Annotated in this window: 22 protein-coding genes and 1 riboswitch; of the genes, 11 read left to right on the top strand and 11 right to left on the bottom strand. The window is 68.2% G+C overall.

Annotation, left to right across the window (positions count from 1 at the left end):
• Positions 1-47: 47 nt before the first annotated feature.
• Both ABD678_RS03680 and ABD678_RS03675 read right to left on the bottom strand, forming a co-directional pair.
• On the bottom strand, positions 48-1148 hold the full coding sequence (locus ABD678_RS03680) for a VIT1/CCC1 transporter family protein (protein ID WP_344753825.1): 1101 nt from the start codon (positions 1146-1148) through the stop codon (positions 48-50).
• The gene (locus ABD678_RS03675) at positions 1135-2001 is read right to left on the bottom strand and encodes an aldose 1-epimerase family protein (protein WP_425561940.1); all 867 of its coding nucleotides are present in this window, start codon (positions 1999-2001) and stop codon (positions 1135-1137) included. Before ABD678_RS03675 ends, ABD678_RS03680 begins: the two co-directional genes overlap by 14 nt.
• A gap of 129 nt (positions 2002-2130) precedes the next feature.
• On the opposite strand from ABD678_RS03675, the gene galT reads away from it, so the two are divergent.
• From galT to ABD678_RS03660, 3 genes are read left to right on the top strand one after another with little or no spacing between them, the layout of a single operon-like run.
• Positions 2131-3261: a galactose-1-phosphate uridylyltransferase gene (gene galT / locus ABD678_RS03670; RefSeq protein WP_425561946.1), complete on the top strand. Its 1131-nt coding sequence runs from the start codon at positions 2131-2133 to the stop codon at positions 3259-3261.
• On the top strand, positions 3258-4433 hold the full coding sequence (gene galK / locus ABD678_RS03665) for a galactokinase (protein WP_344753819.1): 1176 nt from the start codon (positions 3258-3260) through the stop codon (positions 4431-4433). The genes galT and galK overlap by 4 nt, the downstream gene beginning before the upstream one ends.
• Positions 4434-4478: 45 nt before the next feature.
• Entirely contained in the window at positions 4479-5246 is a 768-nt protein-coding gene (locus ABD678_RS03660) for a hypothetical protein (protein ID WP_344753817.1), read from the top strand.
• A 41-nt stretch (positions 5247-5287) separates the two neighbouring features.
• On the opposite strand, the gene ABD678_RS03655 is transcribed toward ABD678_RS03660, so the two are convergent.
• From ABD678_RS03655 to ABD678_RS03645, 3 genes are all read right to left on the bottom strand, one after another.
• The gene (locus ABD678_RS03655) at positions 5288-6163 is read right to left on the bottom strand and encodes a bifunctional methylenetetrahydrofolate dehydrogenase/methenyltetrahydrofolate cyclohydrolase (RefSeq protein WP_344753815.1); all 876 of its coding nucleotides are present in this window, start codon (positions 6161-6163) and stop codon (positions 5288-5290) included.
• Positions 6164-6260: 97 nt separating this feature from the next.
• A complete protein-coding gene (gene glyA / locus ABD678_RS03650) occupies positions 6261-7547 on the bottom strand; it encodes a serine hydroxymethyltransferase (RefSeq protein WP_344753813.1) in 1287 nt (428 codons plus the stop codon).
• Positions 7548-7591: 44 nt separating this feature from the next.
• Positions 7592-7673, bottom strand: a riboswitch (ZMP/ZTP riboswitch).
• 40 nt (positions 7674-7713) lie between these two features.
• Entirely contained in the window at positions 7714-8544 is an 831-nt protein-coding gene (locus ABD678_RS03645; RefSeq protein ID WP_344753811.1) for a DeoR/GlpR family DNA-binding transcription regulator, read from the bottom strand.
• Between the two features lie 107 nt (positions 8545-8651).
• On the opposite strand from ABD678_RS03645, the gene melA reads away from it, so the two are divergent.
• The 5 genes from melA (at position 8652) to ABD678_RS03620 (ending at position 14177) form a co-directional block, all read left to right on the top strand.
• Complete coding sequence (gene melA, locus ABD678_RS03640) at positions 8652-9965, top strand: alpha-galactosidase (RefSeq protein ID WP_344753809.1); 1314 nt, start codon at positions 8652-8654, stop codon at positions 9963-9965.
• 127 nt (positions 9966-10092) lie between these two features.
• Positions 10093-11424 carry an ABC transporter substrate-binding protein gene (locus tag ABD678_RS03635; protein ID WP_344753807.1) on the top strand — a complete coding sequence of 444 codons (1332 nt, stop codon included), beginning with the start codon at positions 10093-10095 and terminating at the stop codon, positions 11422-11424.
• Positions 11425-11482: 58 nt separating this feature from the next.
• Positions 11483-12394, top strand: a complete 912-nt coding sequence (locus ABD678_RS03630) for a carbohydrate ABC transporter permease (protein ID WP_344753805.1) — start codon at positions 11483-11485, stop codon at positions 12392-12394.
• A complete protein-coding gene (locus ABD678_RS03625; RefSeq protein WP_344753803.1) occupies positions 12394-13242 on the top strand; it encodes a carbohydrate ABC transporter permease in 849 nt (282 codons plus the stop codon). Before ABD678_RS03630 ends, ABD678_RS03625 begins: the two co-directional genes overlap by 1 nt.
• Complete coding sequence (locus ABD678_RS03620; RefSeq protein WP_344753801.1) at positions 13239-14177, top strand: carbohydrate kinase family protein; 939 nt, start codon at positions 13239-13241, stop codon at positions 14175-14177. Before ABD678_RS03625 ends, ABD678_RS03620 begins: the two co-directional genes overlap by 4 nt.
• 88 nt (positions 14178-14265) lie before the next feature.
• On the opposite strand, the gene ABD678_RS03615 is transcribed toward ABD678_RS03620, so the two are convergent.
• From ABD678_RS03615 to ABD678_RS03590, 6 genes are all read right to left on the bottom strand, one after another.
• Positions 14266-15195, bottom strand: a complete 930-nt coding sequence (locus tag ABD678_RS03615) for a 1-phosphofructokinase family hexose kinase (protein ID WP_344753799.1) — start codon at positions 15193-15195, stop codon at positions 14266-14268.
• A gap of 7 nt (positions 15196-15202) precedes the next feature.
• Positions 15203-16081, bottom strand: a complete 879-nt coding sequence (locus ABD678_RS03610) for a carbohydrate ABC transporter permease (protein ID WP_344753798.1) — start codon at positions 16079-16081, stop codon at positions 15203-15205.
• A complete protein-coding gene (locus tag ABD678_RS03605; protein WP_344753796.1) occupies positions 16074-16985 on the bottom strand; it encodes a carbohydrate ABC transporter permease in 912 nt (303 codons plus the stop codon). The genes ABD678_RS03610 and ABD678_RS03605 overlap by 8 nt, the downstream gene beginning before the upstream one ends.
• A gap of 29 nt (positions 16986-17014) precedes the next feature.
• Positions 17015-18337, bottom strand: a complete 1323-nt coding sequence (locus ABD678_RS03600) for an ABC transporter substrate-binding protein (RefSeq protein ID WP_344753794.1) — start codon at positions 18335-18337, stop codon at positions 17015-17017.
• A complete protein-coding gene (locus ABD678_RS03595; protein ID WP_344753792.1) occupies positions 18334-19575 on the bottom strand; it encodes a Gfo/Idh/MocA family protein in 1242 nt (413 codons plus the stop codon). Before ABD678_RS03595 ends, ABD678_RS03600 begins: the two co-directional genes overlap by 4 nt.
• 106 nt (positions 19576-19681) lie before the next feature.
• Positions 19682-20476, bottom strand: a complete 795-nt coding sequence (locus ABD678_RS03590; protein WP_344753790.1) for a DeoR/GlpR family DNA-binding transcription regulator — start codon at positions 20474-20476, stop codon at positions 19682-19684.
• A 164-nt stretch (positions 20477-20640) separates the two neighbouring features.
• Here ABD678_RS03590 and ABD678_RS03585 point away from each other — a divergent pair, with 164 nt between their 5' ends.
• The 3 genes from ABD678_RS03585 to nagA are packed head-to-tail and all read left to right on the top strand — an operon-like array spanning position 20641 to position 23566.
• On the top strand, positions 20641-21525 hold the full coding sequence (locus ABD678_RS03585; RefSeq protein WP_344753788.1) for an SIS domain-containing protein: 885 nt from the start codon (positions 20641-20643) through the stop codon (positions 21523-21525).
• Positions 21522-22394 (top strand): ROK family protein, encoded by an 873-nt coding sequence (locus tag ABD678_RS03580; protein WP_344753786.1) that lies wholly within the window; start codon positions 21522-21524, stop codon positions 22392-22394. The genes ABD678_RS03585 and ABD678_RS03580 overlap by 4 nt, the downstream gene beginning before the upstream one ends.
• Positions 22391-23566, top strand: coding sequence for an N-acetylglucosamine-6-phosphate deacetylase (gene nagA, locus ABD678_RS03575; protein ID WP_344753784.1), 1176 nt, complete (start codon positions 22391-22393; stop codon positions 23564-23566). The genes ABD678_RS03580 and nagA overlap by 4 nt, the downstream gene beginning before the upstream one ends.
• Positions 23567-23712 lie beyond the last annotated feature (146 nt).

The following is a 23712-nucleotide window of genomic DNA, read 5'->3' as shown; positions in this document are numbered from 1 at the left end:
TACGATGAGGGTTCGAGCCGGTCAGTGCGGAATTTCCAGATGCGTCGCTACTGGCCCTGGTTCAGCCAGCTCCCGATGAGAAGACCCAGGAGGTAGGTGACCGCCGCGGCGCCGAATCCGATTGCGAGCTGGCGCAGTGCCCGCCGCAGCGGTGATGCGCCGGCCAGCAGGCCGACGATCGCGCCGGTCACGAGCAGCGCCACGCCGACGAGCACGGCCGAGATGATGATGGCCGTCAACCCGGTCGCCCCGAAGAGGTAGGGCAGCACAGGGATGATCGCGCCGGATGCGAAGAAGCAGAAGCTGGAGAGCGCTGCCCCGATACCCGTCCCCACGATCTCGTGCGTGTCGTCGGCCGGTGCAGGAGCAAGGCTGTTGTCCTTGAGCACAGCAGCGGCCTGGGTGGCCGCTTCCGCCTCGGTCATCCCGCGGGCGCGGTAGACGAGTGCGAGCTCGTTCGCGTCGACGTCCAGGTGAGGAAGCGCGCTGCGGCTGTCACCGCCCGGGTTCGACGCGTCCAGCAGCTCGCGCTGCGAACTCACCGAAACGTACTCCCCCGCCCCCATCGACAGGGCGCCGGCCAGGAGCCCCGCGATTCCGGTGATGAGCACGTACTGCGCGGAGACCCCGGTCGCCCCGACGCCCATCACGAGGGCCAGGTTGCTGACCAGCCCATCATTCGCCCCGAACACGGCGGCGCGGAATGTCCCGGAAAGACGGTTGCGCCCGCGCGCCGCGAGGCCCCTGACCACTTCCTCGTGGATGCGCTCATCGGCCGCCATCGACCGGGTCGCATCATCGTCGGCGTCGTAAGGGGAACGTGCCTCCGCCCGCTGCGCGAGGGCGAGCACGAAGACCGACCCGAAGCGCCGGGCGAGCCAGCCGAGCATCCTGGTGCGGATGTCGCCCTTACGCGGTTCGCCGACCCGGTCTCCGAGCAACCCGATCCAGTGCGCCTCATGTCGGCCCTCCGCCTCGGCGAGTGCGAGCAGGATCTCTCGCTCCTCTCCGCCGCGACGCGATGCGAGGTCGCGGTAGACGGCGGCCTCGGCGCGCTCGTCGGCGAGGTACTGGCGCCAGCGCTTCACCTCCGCGGGGGTGGGGGCGGCACCACCCAGGCCGGCGCGAGTATCTTCAGGCGCGGCCATACGTGACCCCCCAGCTACCCGCCCAGCTCTCGTCCGGTTGCAGCCAGCGGACACCGAGTCCGCTGTTGAACGCGTTCGGGGGCGCCGTCATCGGCTCGATCGCGACGGCCTGGCCGAGCGCATCCGGATCGGCCTCGGTCGGCCGTGGATAAGTACGGGGGGTGAACGCCTGCACGAACCCGAAGTCGGCGCCCTGCCAGACCTCGGCGTAGCTGCCGTCAGGCGCCGTGAGGCGGTGCCGGGCTGTCCCGTCGTTCCCGTGCAGCACGCCACCGAAGGCCGTGTCCAGGTCGAGTTCGCCGACCTTCGCGCCTTCGCGCAAATCGAAGCCGGTGCCGTCGACCGGTTCCTCGCCCACCGGATTGAGCCGGTCATCCGTCACGAATCGCATGGCCGCGGCGACCGTGAGGGTGAGCTCGCCGATCGGCACGTCGCCGACCCTGAAGAACGGATGCGCGCCGACCGCGACCGGTGCGGGCGCATCCGACGCGTTCCGGAACCGGTGTGTCACGACGATTCCGTCGGCCACGAGTTCGTAGCGAACGCTCGTGTCGACGAGGAACGGATAGCCGTGCTGCGGGTAGATCGTCGCCTCGAGCGTGATCGCGTGCTCCTCGCGCGCGCCGACGCGGTACGGCCTCGAGCGCAGGAGACCGTGGATCGCATTGTTCTTGTCGGGCTCGGTCAGGTCGAGCTGCTGCGGTCGGCCGTCGAGCAGCCAGACCCCGTCGCGGATGCGGTTGGGCCACGGCGCGAGCACGATGCCGGAACCGTAGGGCGGGGTGGTGTCCTCCGGATGCGCATCGACGATCTCGACGCCGTCGACCTCGAGCACGCGGAGCGCGGCAGCCACCTCGGTTATGATTGCCCGGGATCGCCGGGTGCCCTGTGAGTAGGACAACTCGAACTGTTCACCGGTGGGAGCACGCACCTGCCCAGCTTAAACGCAGAAGGCCAGCCAGAACGTGGAAGGGAGGCGGCTCTGGTCACGAAGCACGCAACCAGGCTTGCGGACGGTCGCGAACTCATCTACTTCGACGACACCGACACCACGCTGTCGGGCGAGCGTGCGGCGGATGCTCGGATGCTCGATCCAAGGCCCGACACCGCCACCATGCGACAGGACGTGCTCACCGGCGACTGGATCTCGGTCGCCGCCGCGCGTCAGAACCGGGCCTTCCTTCCGCCGGACGACCAGGACCCGCTCGCCCCGGCGAGCGCCGCCAACCCTTCCGAGATCCCGAGCAACTACGACGTCGCCGTGTTCGAGAACCGGTCGCCGTCGTTCGGTCCCGCCCTCGCGGAGCCCGAGGACGCATCCTCCCCGGCGAGGCTCTCAGACCTCGCCGAGCTGGGGATCGGGCGCAGCCGCACCGCGATCGGCCGCTGCGAGGTCGTCTGCTTCAGCCCGGAGAGCTCCGGCTCCTTCGGCAGCCAGACCGTATCGCGGGCGCGCACGGTGATCGAGGCATGGGCCGATCGCACGGCCGCGCTGTCGGCGCTCCCCGGCATCCAGCAGGTCTTCCCGTTCGAGAACCGCGGCGAGGCGATCGGGGTGACCCTCCACCATCCGCACGGGCAGATCTACGCCTACCCCTTCATCACCCCGCGCACCCTGCGCCTCATCGACTCTGTCGAGCGGATGCCGGGGCTGTTCCCCGACCTGCTCGCGTTCGAACTCGCCTCGGAGCGCGTCGTGCTGCGTGGCGAGCACTGGAGCGCATTCGTTCCGTTCGCGGCGCGCTGGCCGCTCGAAGTCCACCTCGTGCCGCACCGGCAGGTGCCGGACTTCGCGGCGACGAGCGGCCAGGAGCGCGACGAGCTCGCCGTGCTGTACCGGCTGCTGCTGCGCGGCCTCGACCGGGTCTACGACACCCCTACGCCGTACATCGCGGCGTGGCACCAGGCCCCGGTGAACGTTCACCGCGACGACATCCGGCTCCACCTGCAGCTCACCTCGCCGCGCCGCGCAGCAGACAAGCTCAAGTACCTCGCCGGCTCGGAGGCCGCCATGGGCGCCTGGGTGAGCGATGTGACGCCCGAGCACACGGCGGAGCTGATTCGCGCCGGTCTCGAGCGCGAACGCGCCGCATCCGGGGAGCGCACGTCGTGAGCGACCTGCGCGACGACGCGAGGGCCAGCTTCGCGGAGGTCTTCGGCGCGACCCCTGATGGCCTCTGGTCGGCGCCCGGCCGGGTCAACCTCATCGGCGAGCACACCGACTACAACGACGGCTTCGTCCTCCCGTTCGCGATCGACCGCCGCACCGTCGTCGCCCTCACGGTGAGAGACGACCGGATGCTGCGCGTCGCGAGCGCGCACGCCGGCGAGCTCGTGGAGATCGACCTCGCCACGCTCACCCCGGAGCGGCTCGCCCCCGGGCGGCTCGGCGGCTGGGCCGCGTATCCGCTCGGCGTCGCCTGGGCGCTCGGACAGCTCGGAGCCGACCTCGGGGCGGTGCCCGGGGTCGACCTCTATGTGGACTCCGACGTGTCGGTCGGGTCGGGTCTCTCCTCCTCCGCCGCCCTCGAATGCTCGGTCGCGCTCGCCCTCGCCGACACCTGGCGTCTCGGTTTCGACCGGCTGACGCTCGCGAAGGCCGGCCGCCTCGCCGAGAACACCGCCGTCGGCGCCCCCACCGGGATCATGGACCAGGTCGCCTCGTTGTTCGGGGAGTCCGGCGCCGGCGTCTTCCTCGACTGCCGCTCGCTCGACATCCAGCAGGTCGACCTCGGTCTTGCGGATGCCGCCCTCGAGGTCGTCGTCATCGTCACGGAGACGCGCCACGACCTCGCGAGCGGCGGATATGCCGACCGAAAGGCATCCTGCGAGCTCGCGGCGCGCACGCTCGGGCTGGACTCCCTGCGCGACCTCACGATCGACGCTCTCCCCCGCGCCAAGGCGTTGCTCGACGACACGACCTTCCACCGCGCGCGTCACGTGGTGACCGAGAACCAGCGCGTCCTCGACACCGTGCGCACCCTGCGCGAGCAGGGCGCGGGAGCGATCGGCGACCTCCTCGACGCGTCCCATCGGTCGATGCGCGACGACTTCGACATCTCGACACCCGAACTCGACCTCGCTGTCGAGACCGCGCTCGCGAACGGGGCGATCGGCGCCAGGATGACGGGCGGCGGCTTCGGCGGCGCCGCGATCGCCCTCGTTCCGCAGCAGCACGAATCACTGTTACGAGTTGCTATCGATGGCGCGTTTGCGGAACACGGATTCGGCCAACCTGATATTTTCAGAGTGACGGCGTCCGTCGGTGCCAGACGGGATGCGTGACGCCGGATCGGGTGCGGACTCACCGGCAGGAGAGGGTGCAGGATCATGGGGGCCCACAAGGCGAAACTCCTGAGCAGCGCGGTTCTGTCGCTCTGCCTCATCACCGTTCTGGCAGGATGCGGCGGCACGCTGAAACCCGCCCCGACATCCTCTGAACCCGCCCCGGAGAGCAGCCCGAGCACCCCGACGGATCCGGAGCCGGACCCCAACGCCGACGTGCTGTTCACGATCACCGCGAATGTGCGTGCCGTCGACGGACGCACCATCGCGATCTCGATGGCCGCCCATGCGCCCCTCGCCAGCACGGACGCCGCCGCCGCCGACCTCCGCACCGAGTTCCTGGGCGTGTGCGGCGCAGGCAACGGTGCGCAACCGATCACCGAGGAGTACCTCGCGGACAACGGCAGCACCCTCATGCGCGTGGATTTGGCCTCGAGCGAGCCCGGGCTGACCTTCGCCGCGCCGATCGACCTGTTCTTCGGCAGCCCCTACTTCGCGCAGTCGGCGACCGGCGACGGCATCACCCCTGAACCCGGTGGCCAGCCCTGCTTCTACGGCTTCGCCTGGGCGAACTCCGGTGAGGCGCGCGGGATCGCCGACTTCGAGAACGCGGACGGCGCACCGGACCCGAACCAGTGGCACTTCGGCCACTATGGGTTCGCGGTCGACCCCGCCTCAGGCACCACGATCGAGGCCTGCAAGGTCACGATCACCGAGGTCGGACTGAAGAGCGGCGTCATGGATGTCGACGGTTGGGATCCGAGCCTCGCCGCGACCGGCATCTCGTGCGGGATCGGCTACAGCGGGGAGTAACCGCTGAGCATTGTCCGGCTCGGTTCCCCGAGCACGCGACGTCAGTGAGCGGCGCGCTCCGCCAGGTCCACGACGTTGCTGAGCAGCATCGCGCGGGTCATCGGGCCGACCCCGCCGGGGTTCGGCGAGATCCAGCCGGCGACCTCCGCGACATCCGGGGCCACATCGCCCGCGATGCGGCTCCGGTCCCCGTCGGCGACACGGCTGACCCCCACATCCAGCACGATCGCACCGGGCTTGACGTTCTCGGCCGTGACGATCCCGGCGACGCCGGCAGCCGCGACGATGACGTCGGCACGCCTCAGGTGCTCGGCGAGGTCGACGGTGCCGGTGTGGGTAAGCGTGACGGTCGCGTTGTATTCGCGACGGGTGAGCAACGGGCCGAGCGCGCGACCGACCGTGACCCCGCGTCCGACGACCACGACGTCGCAACCCGACCAGCTCATCCCGTGGCGTTCGACGAGCTCGATGACACCGCGCGGCGTGCAGGGCAGCGGCGAGTCGATGGGACGACTCACGTTGAGCAGCAGGCGACCGAGGTTCGTGGGGTGGAGGCCGTCGGCATCCTTGTCGGGCGAGACCCGCTCGAGGATCGCGTCCGTGTCGATCTGCGGCGGCAGCGGCAGCTGCACGATATAGCCCGTCGTGGCAGGGTCGGCGTTGAGCTCGTCGATGACCGCCTCGAGTTCGGCCTGGGTCGTCGCCGCAGGCAGGTCACGGCGGATCGAGGCGATCCCGACCTCGGCGCAGTCGCGGTGCTTGCCCGCGACGTACTGGCGGGATGCCGGATCGTCGCCGACAAGCACCGTGCCGAGCCCGGGCGTGACCCCGGATGCGCGCAGCACCGCCACCCTTTCCTTGAGCTCGGCTTTGATCGCGGATGCCGTGGCGCGCCCGTCGAGGAGTTGTGCTTTCATCGCCGCGCCGAATTTCTCCCAGGCCGAGCCCGTCGAGACCGGATTTCGGCAAGCTCAACCGGAGAAGAGGGCTCACCCCGAACCATCAGGACGAATGTCACCACCGCTCCAGGTCCGGGTAAAGGGGGAACGCATCGGTCAGCGCCCTGACCCTCGCACGGAGCGCGGCGAGGTCCGGATCGGGTCGAAGAGCAGCCGCGATGACATCGGCCACTTCGGTGAACTCCTCGTCGCCGAAGCCGCGGGTCGCGAGCGCCGGGGTGCCGATGCGCAGGCCGGAGGTGACCATGGGCGGGCGCGGGTCGAAGGGAACCGCGTTGCGGTTGACGGTGATGCCGACCTCGTGCAGCACGTCCTCCGCCTGCTTGCCGTCGAGCGGCGACTCCCGCAGGTCGGCGAGCACGAGGTGCACGTCGGTGCCGCCGGTGAGCACGTCGAGGCCGTTCGCCCTGGCGTCCTCGGCCATGAGCCGGTCGGCGAGGATCTTCGCCCCCCGCACCGTGCGCTCCTGACGATCCTTGAACTCGTCGCTGCCCGCGAGGAGGAACGCGGTCGCCTTCGCCGCGATGATGTGCATGAGCGGCCCGCCCTGCTGGCCGGGGAACACGTTGGAATTGAGCTTCTTCGCGAGCTCCTGGTCCCGGCTCAGGATGAAGCCCGACCGCGGGCCGGCGAGCGTCTTGTGCACGGTGCTCGACACGACATCCGCGTGGGGCACGGGGCTCGGGTGCAGCCCGGCCGCGACGAGTCCGGCGAAGTGCGCCATGTCGACCCAGAGCTTCGCGCCCACCTCGTCGGCCACCGCACGGAATGCCGCGAAGTCGAGCTGCCGGGGGTAGGCCGACCAGCCGGCGATGATGACGGCCGGCTTGTGCTCGAGCGCCTTGGCCCGCACGACATCCATGTCCACCAGGAAGGTTTTCGGATCGACGCCGTAGGAGACGGCGTTGTAGAGCTTGCCCGAGAAGTTGAGCTTCATGCCGTGGGTGAGGTGGCCGCCGTGGGCGAGTTCGAGGCCCAGGATGGTGTCGCCGGGCTCGGCGATCGCGGAGAGCACGGCAGCGTTCGCGGTCGCGCCGGAGTGCGGCTGCACGTTCGCGTACTCGGCGCCGAAGAGCGCCTTGGCCCGGTCGATCGCGAGTTGCTCGGCGACGTCGACGTACTCGCATCCCCCGTAGTAGCGGCGGCCGGGATACCCTTCCGCGTACTTGTTGGTGAGCACGGAGCCGGCCGACTCGAGCACGGCGCGCGGCACGAAGTTCTCGCTCGCGATCATCTCGAGGTAGTCGCGCTGGCGGCCCAGCTCCTGCTGCAGGACGGCGGCGATCTCCGGGTCGACGCTCGAGAGCGGGTCGGTGAAGGTGGATGGGAGACGGTTTGACACTGGCAGGCTCCTCACAAGCTCATCGGATGTCTCTAACGGTATCCGCTCACGGCCCAGGCGTACGGCCGTTTCGCTTGCATCGCTCCCCGGTGGTGATCCACCCGAACGCCAGTCGCGATGGAGTCAGTCTACCGTTCGGGCGACCGACGAGCTGCTGTCGTCCGGCTCAGTTCCGGACGATGGCACTGCGACTGCGGACGACATGAACCTCGACCCCGGCTCGCTCGATCGCGGCGAGCTCCTCGGGGGCGGCCGTGTCGTCCGTGATGAGGGCGTGGATCTGGTCGGTGTCGGCCACCTTCGCCATGGCGAGCCGACCCACCTTCGACCCGTCGGCGACCACGACAGTCCGCTGGGCGTGAGCGACCATCGCATGGTTGGTGCGCGCCTCCGTCTCGTCATGGGTCGTGACGCCGCCCGCCGCCGTGATGCCGTCGGTTCCGAGGATCGCCGTACCGACATTGACCGCGTTGAAGGTGTTCTCGGCGAGGATGCCGACGAGTTCGAGGGACTGCGGGCGCAGCGTTCCCCCGGTCATGATCACCTTGAGGTTCGGATAGCTCGATACCAGCGTCGCGATCGTCACGGAGTTCGTGATGATGGTGAGGTCACGGTGATATGCCAGCGCCCTGGCGACCTGAGCGGTGGTCGAGCCGCCGCTCAGGGCGACGGCGTGACGGTGGGTGGGGATCAGGCGGACCACCTCCTGGGCGATCGAGCGTTTGGCCTCCAGATACTGGATGTTGCGCAGCGCCACCGGGAGCTCGGCCTGGGAGTCGATCACCTCCGCTCCCCCATGGGTTCGATGCAGCAGCCGCTGCTGGTCGAGGTCTGCGAGGTCGCGCCGCACGGTCGCGGGCGATACGCCGAGAGTCTGCGAGAACTCGGTGAGCGACACGCGTTCCCGTTCGGTGAGGAGTTCGAGGATGGCGATCATCCGCCGTGACCGCTTGCCCGACGCGGCGTGACGCAACTGGGGAACGCCCTTCATCGTCATGCTGCGCCTCTCGAACGACTTGCGAAGTGAACAGACTATCTGATCATTTTAGGCTCGCAACGCTCAGTAAGTTGCGCGATTCGACGATCCGGTCCCAAGATCGACCCATGCCAAGAATCGTCTTCATCGGGGCAGGGAGTGTCGTGTTCACCCGGCAGCTCGTCGCCGACCTCCTGCGCTTCGAAGACCTGCCGGAGCTGACCCTGGTGCTCCACGACATCGATGAGGAGCGACTGGCGGTGGCCCGAGCCACGGCCGAGCAGTTGTCGGCGCGCTGGAGCGGGTCGGTCGAGGTCCAGGCGAGCACCGATCGGCGCCGGGCGCTCAGCGGTGCAGACTTCGTCGTCAACATGGTGCAGGTGGGCGGAATCGACGCCACCAGGATCGACCTCGAGCTGCCGGCCCGCTACGGGCTGAGGCAGACCATCGGCGACACCATCGGCATCGGCGGGATCTTCCGGGGGCTGCGCACCTTCCCCGTGCTCTCGGCGATCGCGCGCGACATGGCCGTCGAATGCCCCGACGCCTGGCTCCTCAACTACACCAACCCGATGGTCATGAACGTGTGGTGGCTCTCCGTGGTGGCGCCGACCCTGAAGGTCGCCGGGCTGTGCCACAGCGTGTACTGGACAGTGCGGGGCCTCTGCGAGCTCGTGGGCGTTCCGCTCGATGGCACCCACTATCGCGCAGCCGGAGTCAACCACCAGTCCTGGTTGCTGGACTGGTCGCGGGACGGACGGGACCTCTACCCGCTGCTTCACAAGGCGATCCAGGCCGATCCTGAGCTGCTCCGACGCGCGAGGGTCGAGATCTTCCGGAGGATCGGCTTCTACCCGACCGAGACGAGCGAGCATTCGGCCGAGTACCTGTCCTGGTTCCTTCGCTCGGACCGGCAGATCGAGAGATTCCGGCTGGTCCCCTCGGAATACCTCGGCATCAGCGAGCGGAACCTTGCGGAGTTCACGCGGGCGAAGGAGACACTGGCCGCCGGCGAGCAGCTCGCGGTCGGCGACGGCGCCACGGAGTACGCACCCCAGGTCATCCACTCGGTGCTGACCGGCGAGCCGTCCCTCATCCACGCCAACGTCGTGAACCGCGGGCTGATCGACAACCTCCCCCCGCAGGCCGTGGTCGAGGTTCCGTGCACGGTGGATGCCGCCGGCCTCCACCCGCAGGCGGTCGGCTCGCTGCCGCCCCAGGGAGCGGCGCTCAACCGCAGTTACCTGGCCGTCGCCGAACTCACGGTCGAGGCTGCGCGGCGGGGGGACGCGCGTCTGGTCCGCCAGGCGGCGCTGGTCGACCCCAACGCGAGCTCCACCCTGGACCCTGAGCAGATCTGGGCACTGTGCGACGCCATGACCGAGGCGCATGCCGACGTCCTCCCTCGCGAACTAGGCGGACGGGTCGACCTGGGCCTCTGACCCCCTTTCGGAATTCGCTCAAAAAAAATGATCGAGTTAGACAGTTTTCTTGTCATCCGATCACTAATGGGCGGAATATAGCCTCCGCACGTGTCCTGCACCATGTTGAGACCAAAGGAGTTCACCGATGAACCAACAGAATCATCGCCGCGGCCGGCGCGCATTGCGGTCCACCTGCGCAATGCTCGCGACCGCCGCCCTCGTCGCGGCGCTGGCCGCCTGCACGCCGCAGCAGGCGGCAACGGGCCTGGACAAGGATGCCGACGTGACCGTCACGGTGTGGACCGGGCAGTCGGGCGAGGCCCACAAGATCCTGGAGTCGCTGGCCCAGGAGTTCATGGCGGACCACAAGAACGTCACCCTCAAGCTGTCGGCCGGCGCATCCTCCACCCCTGAGCTTCTGCAGAAACTGTCGGCCGGCTTCGCAAGCGGCAAATATCCCGACATGTCCTATGCCTTCGGATCCTGGGCCAGTCAACTCGAGCGTTCCGGACGCACCCTGGACATCCGGGAGCAGGTGAAGGATCCCGACGTCGCGTGGGACGAGTTCGCCGGATCCGCCCGCGCCACCGTGCAGCCGACCGGAGAGAAGATCATCGGCTTCCCCGCGGTCGTCGACAACCTCTCGCTGATCTACAACAAGACCGTCTTCGATGCGGCCGGAGTCGACTACCCCAACGAGAACTGGAGTTGGGACGACTTCCGCGCAGCAGCCGCGAAGCTCACCGACGCGTCGACCGAGACCTATGGCTACGCCTACTCCGTCTCCGGGTCCGAGGCCACCACCTGGCAGTTCTGGCCGCACCTCTGGCAGAACGGCGGCGCCATCCTCTCGGACGACGGCACGAAGGCCGAGTTCGACTCCGATGCCGGCGTCAAGGCGCTCACCTTCCTGCGCGACATGGCCGTCACGGACAAGAGCGTCTACCTCGACCAGACCGACACCAAGATCGGCCCGCTGTTCCAGGGCAATCGCATCGGCATGATGACCTCCGGCCCCTGGGAGCTCTACGGCCTGCAGACGGCGGGAACGGATTACGGGGTCACGGTCCTGCCCGGCACGAACGGCGACCACCAGACGGTCTCCGGCCCGGACCTCTGGGCGCTCTTCGACCACAAGGATCCGAACCGCGCGTACTGGGCATACACCTTCGCCGAATGGCTGACCTCCGCAGCACAGGATGAGCGCTTCAGCATCGCGCTCGGCAACCTGCCCCTGCGTTCGTCCTCGGTCGGCTCCAAGGCGTACCAGGAGCGCGCAGCAGCCAGCCCCGGCTACGAGATCATGGCCGCGAACGCGGAAAACGCCAAGCAGGCTCGCCCGACCGTGCCCGGCTATGTCGGACTCTCCGAGGCGATCGGCAAAGCCATCTCCGAGGTCCTGCAGGGCAAAGGCGACCCCGCCGACGCGTTGAAGAGCGCAGCGGAAGAGGCGGACAAGGCCCTGGGTGACAGCTGACAAGGCCGGAATGCCACGGTCGATGCCGATGAGCGGAGACGGATCCCGGGAGCGTGCCATGCCGGCGCCCTCCCGGGATCGCTCCGGCGCCCGCCGCCGCTCCTTCGTGCAATCGATCGGAGGCTGGTTGTTCGTCGGGCCGGCGATGGTCATCATCCTCGGCCTCTCCATCTTCCCCGCGGGCTGGGCCTTCCTGCTCTCGCTGCAGAAGTGGGACGGCTTCAGCGAGCCCACGTTCATCGGCGGTCGCAACTACTCGGAGATGCTCAGCGACCAGGACCTGCTGGACGCCGTGATCCACACCGGGTTCTACACCGTGATCTTCGTTCCCGTCTCGCTCCTGCTGGGGGTGTTCCTCGCGGTTGCGCTCAATCGCCGCATCCGGTTCATCGGCTTCTATCGCACCGCGATCTTCGTCCCGTTCGTCGCCTCCGCCGCCGCCACCGGCATCCTCTCGACGTACCTGTTCAGCCCGCAGTTCGGTCTGGTCAACAATGTGCTCCGGGTGCTGAACCTGCCTCAGCAGGGCTGGCTCGAGGATCCGGGGCAGGCCATGGTGGTGATCGCCATCATGTCGCTATGGGGACAGGCGGCCTTCACCACGGTGATCTATCTGGCCGCACTGCAGGACGTCCCCGCCGAACTCCTCGAGGCGGCCCGCATCGACGGGGCCAACCGTTGGCAGGGGTTCTGGCATGTCACCTGGCCGCAGCTCTCGCCGGTCACCGTGTTCATCGCGATCTGGCAGACGATCCTCGCGATCCAGCTGTTCGACCTCGTCTACACGACGACGCGAGGCGGCCCGCTCGACGCCACGAAGACCGTCGTCTACTACCTCTGGGAGAAGGCGTTCACGAGCCTGCAGTTCGGCTACGGATCCGCCGTCGCCTACGGGCTGTTCGCCGTCACCCTGCTGATCACGATCGGTGTCGTCCTCTACTCCCGGCGCAGGAATGTCGGTGCGTTCTGATGACGATCGTCAAGCCCACCAGACCGCGGCGCAAATGGAAGCGCCCGAGCGGATGGCACCTGTTCCTGTTCCCGGTCGCACTGCTGTTCCTGCTGCCGTTCGTGCAGATGTTCCTCGCCTCGGTCTCGCCGGAGAAGGAACTGGCCACCTACCCGCCGCCGTTCGTACCCTCGCACCTCAGCCTGGACGGCTTCATCAAGCTGTTCAACGAATCCGACGTGCTCCTCTGGCTGCTGAACACCGTGATCGTCTCGAGCACGGCGATCGTCTCGCATCTGGTGCTCTGCTCGCTCGCCGGCTACGGCTTCGCCCGGCTCACTTTCCGCGGCAAGAGCTTCGGCTTCTTCGCGATCCTGGCGACCATCATGATCCCGACGCAACTGCTCATGATCCCGACCTATGTCCTCTTCGCGCGGCTCGGGCTGATCGACACTCTCGGCGCGGCGATCGTGCCCTGGCTCGCCTCCGCCTTCGGCATCTTCCTGATGCGGCAGTTCTTCGTCTCCCTCCCGCTCGAGTTGGAGGAGTCCGGCATGCTCGACGGCTGCAACCGCTGGCAGATATTCTTCCGGATCGTGCTTCCGCTGGCCAAGCCGGCCCTGGCCACGCTGGCCATCTTCACCCTGCTCGGGTCGTGGAACGACCTGGTCTGGCCGCTCATCGCCATCAACGACGAGGGCGCCTTCACCCTGCAGCTGGGCCTCGCGAACTTCCAGGGAGTTCGCCGCACCGAATGGTCTCTGCTCATGGCAGGCAATGTCGTGGCGACGCTGCCGCTCATCCTCTTCTTCCTGGCCGCCCAGCGACAGTTCATCGCGACCATGACCTTCAGCGGGCTGAAGGGATGACCGGCTCGGTGCTCGTGGTCGGCGACGCCAACGTCGACCTGGTGCTCCGCGGCGACATCGTCCCGCGGTTCGGCCAGGCAGAGCAATTGCTCGAGGATGCGGCGCTCGCCCCTGGCGGCAGCGCCGGCATCACGGCGAACGGCCTGGCGAGACTGGGCGTGCCCACCGGTCTGGTCGCCGTCGTCGGCGACGACGACTTCGGGCTGTTCACCCGCAACGCCCTGCAGGCCAACGGGGTGGAGACGGCGGCCCTCGCGACAGCGTCGGGCGTTCCGACGGGAGTCTCCGTCATCCTGTCCACACTCGAGGACCGCGCCATCCTGACGCGGCCGGGCTCGGTCTCGCTGATCGGTCCGACCGAAGTGCGTACGGCTCTGCACCGCTTCGCTCCGGATCACGTCCACTTCTCCTCGTACTTCCTCCTGCCGCGGCTCGCCGCCGAGCTGCCGGCGCTGCTCTCCCAGCTGCGGGCGGCCGGAATCACCAGCAGCATCGACACGAACTGGGATCCGGCCACCCGCTGGACCGGGCTCGGGGCAGTGCTCCCGCTCGTGGACCTCGTGCTGCCCAACCTCGAGGAGTTGCGCGCAATCTGCTCGACGGTCGTCGGTCGCCGGGAGAGCGACGAGGACGCAGCGCTGGCCCTCGCCGAACTGGGACCTGCCGTCGTGGTGAAGGCCGGCGCCGAGGGCGGCTGGTCGGTCACGGCATCCGGGATCCACCACCGCCCCGCCCCCAGCGCAGACGCCGTCGACACGACCGGTGCGGGCGACAGCTTCAACGCCGGTTATCTGGCCGCCGTCGCGCACGGGGTGGTCGAGGAGGAGGCTCGCCTGCACTGGGCGGTGGTGGCCGGGACTCTCTCCACCAGGTCCGCGGGAGGGACCGCGGCCCAACCGTCGCTGACGGAGTTGTTCGAGAACCTGTTCTCCTGACGCCGGTGCCGATGTCGGTGCCGGTGCCGATGTCAGGACCACGATGCGCATCGGGGCGCTTCACTGGGTCGAGCCCGTCGAGACCCCCCTACCGCACTTGCTCGACGGTCAGTTCCGCCGCAATGGACCTGGCGCGCTCCGGGTCGAAGCGGGCGGCGCCCGGCTCGAGCGCATTCGCGGTCGCGCATCCTGCCCCCAGCCGAAGGGCACCGGCCAGATCGGCCCCGTCGTCGAGAGCGGACAGCATCCCACCGAGAAACGAGTCGCCGCTCCCCACGGAGAAGGCTCCAACGGCCTCGCTCGGCGATACCCTCCATCGCGCCTGCCCGTTCGTCGCGGCCGACCCCGCGACCCCATCGGTCACGACGACGATGCCGCGGCTGCGCTCGTGGATCGCCTCAGCGAACTCGAGGATGTCGCTCTCGTCGTCGCGGCCGAGGAGGCTGGCCGCCTCCGCACGGTTGACCTTCACGAGGGCCGCCCCTGCATCCACAGCCGGACCGAGCGCCGGACCGTGGGAGTCGATCGCGACCGAGAGGCCGGCATCCACACCCAGTTCGACCAGACGGGCGAGCACTCCATCGTCGAGGCCGGAGGGCACGCTCCCGGCAACCGCGAGCCAGCCTGGCCGCTGAGGGAGGAGGTCTCGGGTGACGTTGAGGATCGACTGCCACTCGGCGTCACTCAAGGGGGTCGCACGCTCATAGAGCTCGGTCATACGAGCCTCGGTGGCGGATGCGATCGACACGCAGGTGCGGGTCTCCAGACCGCCGCCGACCCGGCTCAACTCGACGCCGGCATCCGCGAGCCGTTGCGCCACGAACTCTCCGGTCGCCCCGGACAGTGCGGCGACAGCACTCACGCGCGCGCCGAGGGCCGCGGCGGCCCGCGCAGCGTTGAGGGACTTTCCCCCCGCCTCGCGATGGACCGACCTCGGCCGATGGACCTCGCCGAGCACGAACTCGTCGACGACGTAGGTGACGTCGACAGACGGACTCAACGCGACAACCGTGATCACGGTTGCCTCACTTGATCCCGGTGAAGGCGAGACCCTCGATGACCCGGCGCTGCAGCACGATGAACAGGATGAGGATCGGCGCCATCGTGAGCACGCTTGCCGCCATGAGCACCGGGTAGTTCACCGTCGGCACGCCGGCGAGCGAGGCGAGACCGACCGAGAGCGGTGCGGCATCCGACCTCGTGGAGACGACGAGCGGCCAGAGCAGCTCGTTCCAGGAGAACAGGACGACGAGGATGGCGAGCGCGCTCACGGCGGGACCGGTGAGCGGGAGCATGATCTTCCAGAAGATCTGGAAGGGGTTCGCCCCGTCGAGCCGCGCCGCCTCCTCGAGCTCGGCCGGGAGGCCCATGAAGAACTGCCTCATGAGGAATGTCCCGAAGGCGCTGAACAGGCCGGGTGCGACGATGCCCGCCACGGTGTCGAGCAGGCCGAGGTTCTGCACGATCTGGTACTGCGACAGCAGGTACACCTGCGAGGGGACCATGAGGATCGCGAGCACGAGCGCGAGCATGAGCCCTCTGCCCCGGAATCTCATGCGCGCGAAGGCGTAGCCGGCGAAGGTGCACAGGACGATCTGCACGACCACCCGGATGACGGTGATCCAGATCGAGACGCCCAGCTGCGAGAAGAACGGCATGACATCGAACACCGCGAGGTAGTTGTCGAAGCGCAGCTCGCGAGGGATGAACGTCGGCGGCACGCTCGTGACCTCGGCATTCGAGGAGAGCGACATGATGAGCTGCCAGAGGAACGGCAGCGCCATCGCGAGCCCGCCCAGAACGAGGACGATGTGGGCGAACAGGTGGGAACCGTAGCGTTTCGCCTCGGAACCGCGCCCGGGCGATCGTTGCGCGCCAGGCATCCGGAGCGTGGGACTAGTCATAGTTCACCCACCTCTTCTGGAGCCGGAACTGGAGGAAGGTGACGATCCCGATGATGACCAGGATGGCGAGCGCGATCGTCGCGGCGAAACCCTTGTCGTTCCTGATGAATCCGGTCTCGTAGAAGTAGAAGACGAGCGACTGGGTCGCCGGCATGACCGGATTGTTCGGCCCGAGCATGGCGTAGAGCGCATCGAACAGCTGGAAGCTGCCGATGATGGTGATGATCGTGACGAAGAAGACGCTCGGCGACAGCAGCGGCACCGTGACGGAACGGAAGCGCCGCCAGGGGGTCGCGCCGTCGAGTTCCGCGGCCTCGTAGAGCTCGGTCGGGATGTTCTTGAGCCCGGCGCCGAGGATGAGGATGGCCAGCCCGAACGAGCCCCAGAACCCGACGAGGGAGACGGATATGAGGGCGAGACCCGGGGTCGAGAGCCAATGCGGCCCGTCGATGCCGACGAGGGAGAGCACGTAGTTGATGATGCCGAAGTCGCCGTTGAACATCATCCGCCAGACGAGGGAGATGGCGACCGGCATGGCGATGTAGGGCAGGAAGAACAGCACGCGATAGAGGGAGGCGAACTTCAGGCCAGGCCGGTTGATGAGGCTCGCGAGGAACACCGCCACCGGGATGCCGAGCAACACGATCCCCGAATAGATGAGGGTGTTCAGGATGGCGCGGTAGAAGTCGGGGTCCTGGATCAGCCGGACCCAGTTGTCCGCCCCGATCCAGGTCTGCCCTCCGAAGACCCCGAACTTCGTGAACGAGAAGTAGACCGTCTGTGCGATGGGCCAGAGGTAGAAGACGCAGACGCCGAGGAAGAGGGGGGCGACGAACGCCCAGGGCCACCACCCGTCGGTCCTGGACGGGCCCGCCGAACGCCGGCGGTCAGGAGTGCTGACCACCGGCGTCCGTACGGTGCGGAGGGACAAGGTCACTCGGCGTCCAGGGCCGCTTGCACCTTGGTCGCGAGGTCCGCGTTGGCCTGATCGACCGGAACATCGCCGTTGAAGGCGGGGAGGAGGATCTCCGCCTCCAACCCGGCCCACGCCGAGGTGTTCTTCGAGACCGGGTACGGGAAGGAGTAGGCGATCGCGTCGAGGAACACCTGCAGGTCGTACTGCGGGATCGAATCGACGAACGCCTGCTGGGCTCCGTTGAACGCGGGGATGACCGCACCCATCTCGCCCTGCTGCTGCTGCGCGGCCTCGCTCGCGAGGTATACCTGCAGCGCCTGGGCCGCCTGCTTGTTGGCGCTCTTGGCCGAGACGACGTTCGCGACACCGTGGATGACGGTGGCCTGCCGCTCGCCGGCCGGCAGTTCGACGACCTGGACGTCGTCCTTGATGTCGGACTGCACCATGGCGGTGCGCTGCCAGCTTCCCCCCTGGAACATCGCGGCCTTGCCGGAGGTGAACCAGGTGAGGGCAGGAGTGTCGCTCAACTGCTGGATGTTCGGCGAGGCGCCGCTCGTGATGAGGTCGGTCCAGAACTGGATGCCGGCTGCGGCCTCCGGGGTTCCGTATCCGGTCGTCTTGCCGTCGGCGGAGATCACGTCGCCGCCGGCCTGCAGGATGGTGTCGTAGTAGCCGGACTGTCCGTCGGTGGCTGCGGCGATACCGTAGATGCCTTCACCGGACAGAGCGTCGGAGATGTCCTTGGCCTTCGTCTGGAGGTCGTCCCAGGTCCAGCCGGCCTTCGGCTCCTCGACGCCGGCCTTCGCGAACAGGGCCTTGTTGTACCAGACCGCGATCGTGTCGAAGTCCTTCGGCACACCGTAGCTCACCCCGTCCAGGGTGTAGAGGTCGATGAGCGCCTTCGGATAGTCGGCCGGCGTGATGTACCCGCCGTCGACGATCGAGGTGATCGGCTCGAACATCCCGTTGGAGGCGTACAGCTGGAAGTTGGGTCCGTTCATCCAGAAGATGTCGGGGAGGGTCGCGCTCGATCCCTGCGTCTGGAGCTTCGTCCAGTAGTCGCCCCACGGGGTGACGTTCACATTGACCTTGATGTTGGGGTACTCCTTGTTGAAGCCCTCGATGTTGGCGTTGATCGCGTCGACCTGGGTCTGGTCCCAGACCCCGTAGGTGATCTCGGCGGCGAAGTCCTTGGCCGGGGGTGTATAGCCGTCGCCGTCGGGTTCTGCCGGGCTTCCGCCGCCGGCGCATCCGGCGAGGAGTCCTGCAAGACCGAGTGCGGCGATGCCGGTGAGCCAGCCACGGCGCCGCAGGCGGGCATGGGGGGATATGCGATTCATGGGTGGTGCCTTTCTCCTTGGTGGTGGTTGGGTGAAGAGGATGAGATCGTGGTCCGCTCGAGGTAGCGCACGAGCTCGGCGTCGAGTTCGGGGACCTCGAGGGGAATGGAGCCGTTGCGCAGCGACTGCGCGGCAAGGTCGCCGACGGCCACGGCGTAGCGTGCGGCGACAGGCGAGATCCGGGTCGGGGCGCCGGTCCTGAGATGTTCGAGGAACTCCTGCACCGTCGCGATATCGGCGTCGACATGACCGTCGTGGGCACCGGGGATCGGATACTCCGCGTCGCCGGTTTCGGCATACTCGTGACGCCGGTTCCAGACCTTCACGACCCCTCCCGAGGTGTCGCCGTAGTTCTCCAGGCGGCCTTCGGTTCCGATGACGGTGTAGTTGCGCCAGTAGTCGGGGGTGAAGTGGCACTGCTGATAGCTCGCCTGCACACCGTTGTCGAGTTCCACCATGAGCATGGAGAGGTCTTCGACGTCGACGACGGGGTTGAGGCCGGTGCTCGCCAGCGGCGGCCAGTTGTCCATCGAGAACCAGTCGGTCATCCGCTGCCCGGTCCGGTCGCTCCGGTCGGCGATCGACCCGTAGAGCACGAGGCCGCCCATCCCGACGACCCGTCTGCCGTATCCGCCGGCGAGGTAGTGGATGACGTCGATGTCGTGGCTGGCCTTCTGCAGCAGGAGGGAGTTGGTCTTGCGCCGGTCGGCGTGCCAGTCCTTGAAGTAGTAGTCGCCCCCGTTGCCGACGAAGTGCCGGCACCAGACGGCCTTGACCTCGCCGATCTCGCCACGCTCGATCAGTTCACGCATGAGCAGGACGACGGGGGAAAGCCGGAAGTTGTGGCCGACATAGAGGGTGGTCCCGGAGGACTTCGCGGCAGCGAGCGTCTCATCCGCCTCGGTGACGCTGATGGCGAGCGGCTTCTCCAGGTAGACCGGGATGCCGGCCTCGAGCAGATCTATGGTGATGCGCGCGTGAGTCCAGTCCGGGGTGAGCACGAAGGCGGCGTCGAGGCCTTCGACGGTGGCCAGCTGCTCGTGACTCTCGAAGAGCGCCACCTCCGGCCCGAAGAGTTCGAGGGCGGCCGCCCGGCCTTCTTCCGTCGGATCGACTGCGGCGACGACGCGAGCTCCGGTCGCGGTCGCGTGGTGGAGGATCTGCGCGCGTTGCCCGATGCCGACGACGGCAAGCCGCAGCGCATCGCCCGGCGGCGGTTCTCGGTGAGTCGAATTCATCGAAGCAACATCCTTGTTTGCGTGATCTTGAACGATTATGCCCCATATCGATCACTATTTGTCAAGCCTTCGAGACAGACCGATCCCAGAATGCAATCGAGAGGACCTACGCCCGAAGGGCGACGACAACCTCGACGGAGGCGCGATCGAGCGCCTGCGCCATGTCGTCGGCCACCGGCGCGTTCGTCACGAGGGTGTCGATGTTCTCGAGCGGGCAGATCCTCGCGAAGGTCGACTTGCCGAGCTTCGAGGCATCCGCGACCACGACCACCCGCTTCGCGACATCGGCGAGCTGTCTGCTCACCTCGGCCTCGCCCTCGTGGATCGTCGTCGCGCCGAACTCCGCGCTGAGCCCGTCGACCCCGAGAATCGCCAGGTCGAGCGTGAGCCCCTTGATCGTGTCCCCGACGAGCGGGCCGACGAGTTCATAGGACTGCCTCCTCGCGACCCCGCCGGTCACGACGATCTTGACCTGCGGCCGGATCGACAGCTCGAACGCGATGTTGAGGGCGTTCGTGACGATCGTCACACCGGGCTCGTCGCCCGGACCGATGAGATGCTCGCTCCTGCCGAGCACTCGAGACACCTCGCTCGTGGTCGTGCCGCCGTTGAGGCCGATGACGTCACCGAAGTTCACGAGGCCCACGACCGCCTCGGCGATGGCCACCTTGGCCTCCGCGTTGCGCGGGATCTTGTACTGGAGGGGCAGTTCGTAGCCCGAGCCGAGCGCCATCCCGCCGCCATGGGTTCTCGTGACGAGGCGTTGCTCGGCGAGGCTGTTGAGATCGCGCCGCGCCGTTGCGGCGGACACCTTCAACTCGTCGACGATGTCCTGGATGGAGACCGAACCGCGCAGGATCACGAGTTCGAGCAGTGCGGTCAATCTCTGTTGCTGAGACATCGCTCCAGCCTTTCCGCTCGAACCGGGCGCCGGTCTTCCCACCGCCCGCACCATCCAAGCACAGCGAGGTCGACTCCGCGCGGCTTGATTGAAATTGCACGTTTTGGCTAGTATCAATCAAGAGTGTTCGCAGGTTCGACTCTCTCACTGACAGAAAGCTGCTCATGAACCACACATACGTCGCGGCAGAGATCGCCGCTCAGCCGGAATCCTGGCGCACGGCGGCCGCCCTGCTCGACGCCGTCGCACCCGCCCTCCCCTCGCGCGGTGAGCGGGTCGCCATCGTGGGCTGCGGAACCTCCTGGTTCATCGGAATGAGCTGTGCGGTGCTGCGCGAGCAGGCCGGACACGGCGAGACCGATGCCTTCGCCGGCTCGGAGTTCCCGCTCGACCGGGACTACGATCGCGTCGTCGCGATCTCCCGGTCCGGAACGACCACGGAGATCGTCGAACTCCTCTCCCGCCTCCCGAAGCACAAGACGACCCTCGTGACCGCTGTCGACGACTCGCCCGCCGCGCAGCTCGCCGGGGCGGTCATTCCCCTCACCTTCGCCGACGAGAAGTCCGTGGTCCAGACCCGGTTCGCCACCACCGTGCTCTCCCTCTTTCGCGCCCTGCTGGGCGCGGAGGTGGAGAAACTCGCCGTCCAGGCGGAGGCGGCCCTGGGAGAGCCCATCGAGTCGCTGTTGGATGCCGACCAGGTCACATTCGTGGGGCTCGGCCCCGCCGTCGGTCTCGCTCACGAGGCGGCCCTGAAGTCGCGTGAGGCGGCCCAGCTCTGGACCGAGGCATACCCCGCCATGGACTATCGGCATGGCCCGATCTCCATCGCCGAGCAGGGGCGGCTCGTGTGGTGCCTCGGGCCATCCCCCGAGGGGCTTCGCGACGAGGTCGAGAGGACGGGAGGGCGCTTCGTCGAGTTCGACCTCGACCCGCAGGCCGCACTCGTCATCGCGCAGCGGTTCGCTGTCGCCCAGGCCGAACGGCGCGGGCTCGACCCCGATCACCCCCGCAACCTGAGCCGTTCGGTTATCCTGACAACCGAATGAGCCAACCACTCACGCTGGGTATCGATGTCGGTGGGACGAGCATCAAGTGCTCGGCGATCGACCCGTCCGGCGAGTCGCAGCAGGTCCTCAGGATGCCGACGCCCAAGGACGACCGGTCCGGCTCGGAGACCGCGTCCGTCGTCACCGGGCTGATCGAACGCATCCTCGCAGACCACGACATCGCCGCGATCGGCCTCGCGGTCCCCGGTATCGTCGACGAGCCTTCCGGCACCGTGATCAGCGCCGTGAACCTCGGCTGGCAGGATGTCTCATTCCGCTCGCTCATCGAGCAGCACGTCGACCGCCCGATCGCCTTCGGGCAGGATGTCCGTACCGGCGCCCTGGCTGAGGCCCGGCTGGGCGCGGCGCGCGGATTCCCGGTCTCCGTGTTCCTGCCCATCGGGACGGGCGTGTCGATCGGGACGGTCATCGACGGCGTGCCCGTCGCATCCGGCGGCTGGGCCGGAGAGCTCGGTCAGCTTCCGGTCGGGCGACCCGGTGAAGCGCATCGCCCCTCGGTCGAGTCCCTCGCCTCCGCCTCCGCGATCGCGAACCGTGCCGGCTGCACCTCGGCGATCGACGCGGCGGAGAAGGTGCGCCAGGGCGATCCGCTCGCCGTACGGGTGTGGACCGAGGCGGTCGACGCCCTGGCCGATGCCCTCGCCTGGACGATCGGCGTGACGGGCGCGGAGATCATCGTGGTCGGCGGCGGACTCGGCTCGGCCGGGCGCCTGCTGCTCGACCCGCTCGAGGCGGGACTCGACGCGAGGCTCGGGGTGCTGCGCCGTCCCGTCGTCGCCGCGGCCGCGTTCGGCGACCTCTCCACCATGGTCGGTGCCGGGCTCATCGCCCACGACCTCCTGCGATGACCACGGAGCCCGTGTCCATCATCATGGCGGACACCATCGTCACCGGCAGCCTCGTCCTCAGCCCGGGATGGATCCGGGTCGAGGGCGCGCGCATCCTCGACTGCGGAAGGGGGAAGCCGCCCGAACCAACGACGGGCGAATCCACGTCGGGCGAACCTGCGCCGGTCAGACTCAGCGGCACGGTGATTCCCGGGTTCGTCGACATCCACGCTCACGGGGCCGCGGGCGTCCACTTCGCGGATGCCGTGGATCGCTCGATGCAGCCAGCAATCGACTGGCATGCCGAGCGAGGTACGACGACGCTGTTCGCCTCCCTCGCGACGGATTCGCTTCCCCGGCTGGCGCAGCAGGTCGCCGCGCTCTCCCCGCTCGTGCGCGGAGGCGCACTGGGCGGCATCCATCTCGAGGGACCGTGGTTGTCGCCCGCGCATCGTGGGGCGCACGAGGAGTCCCTCCTGCGTCCGCCGGCTGCCGAGGAGGTTCGCGGGCTGCTCGCCGAGCCGGCGGTTCGGATGGTCACGATCGCACCGGAACTGCCCGGCGGTCTCGAGGCGATCGACTCCGTCGTCTCGGCCGGTGCCGTCGCCGCGATCGGGCACACCTCCTGCGACCTCGCCACGGCCCGAGCCGCGTTCGATCGCGGGGCCACCGTCGCGACTCACCTCTTCAACGGGATGCCCCCTCTGCACCACCGGAGCCCCGGACCGGTCGGCGCCGCGCTCCTGGACGATCGGGTGTTCGCGGAGCTCATCCTCGACGGCCACCATGTTGCGGATGAGCTGGTCGCCATCGCCGCTCACCTCCTCGGGGGTCGCCTGGTCGCCGTCTCGGACTCGATCGCGGCCACCGGCCAGCCGGACGGCGACTACACCCTTGCCGGGACGGCCGTCTCGGTGCGCGATGGTGTCGCGCGGGTCACCGGCGGTGGCTCCCTTGCCGGCAGCACGATCACGCTCGCCTCGGCGTTCCGCGCGCTCGTCGAACGACAGGGGTTCTCGCTGCTCGAGGCGGTCGTGGCGACGGCCACCGCGCCGGCCCGCGCCCTCGGCCTGTCGGACGTGGGAAGCATCCGCGCCGGCGGTTTTGCCGATCTCGTCGTGTTGGATGGCCTGGCCGTCTCCAGTGTCATGAGGCGCGGTGCCTGGCTGGGTGAGCCGCCGGTTCGGTCCTGAGCTGGCCCAAGCTGTGCCGGCCCTAGCTATGTCGGCCCGGCCCGTAGCCAACCCGACCCTCAGTCAGTCCGACCCGTAGCCAACCCGACCCTCAGTCAGTCCGACCCGTAGCCAACCCGACCCTCAGTCAGTCCGACCGGTAGCCA

The organism is Leifsonella bigeumensis (genome assembly GCF_039537265.1).
Lineage (GTDB): Bacteria > Actinomycetota > Actinomycetes > Actinomycetales > Microbacteriaceae > Terrimesophilobacter > Terrimesophilobacter bigeumensis.
Note: the sequence above shows the minus strand (reverse complement) of the source record. Positions and strands in the feature narration are given on the sequence as shown.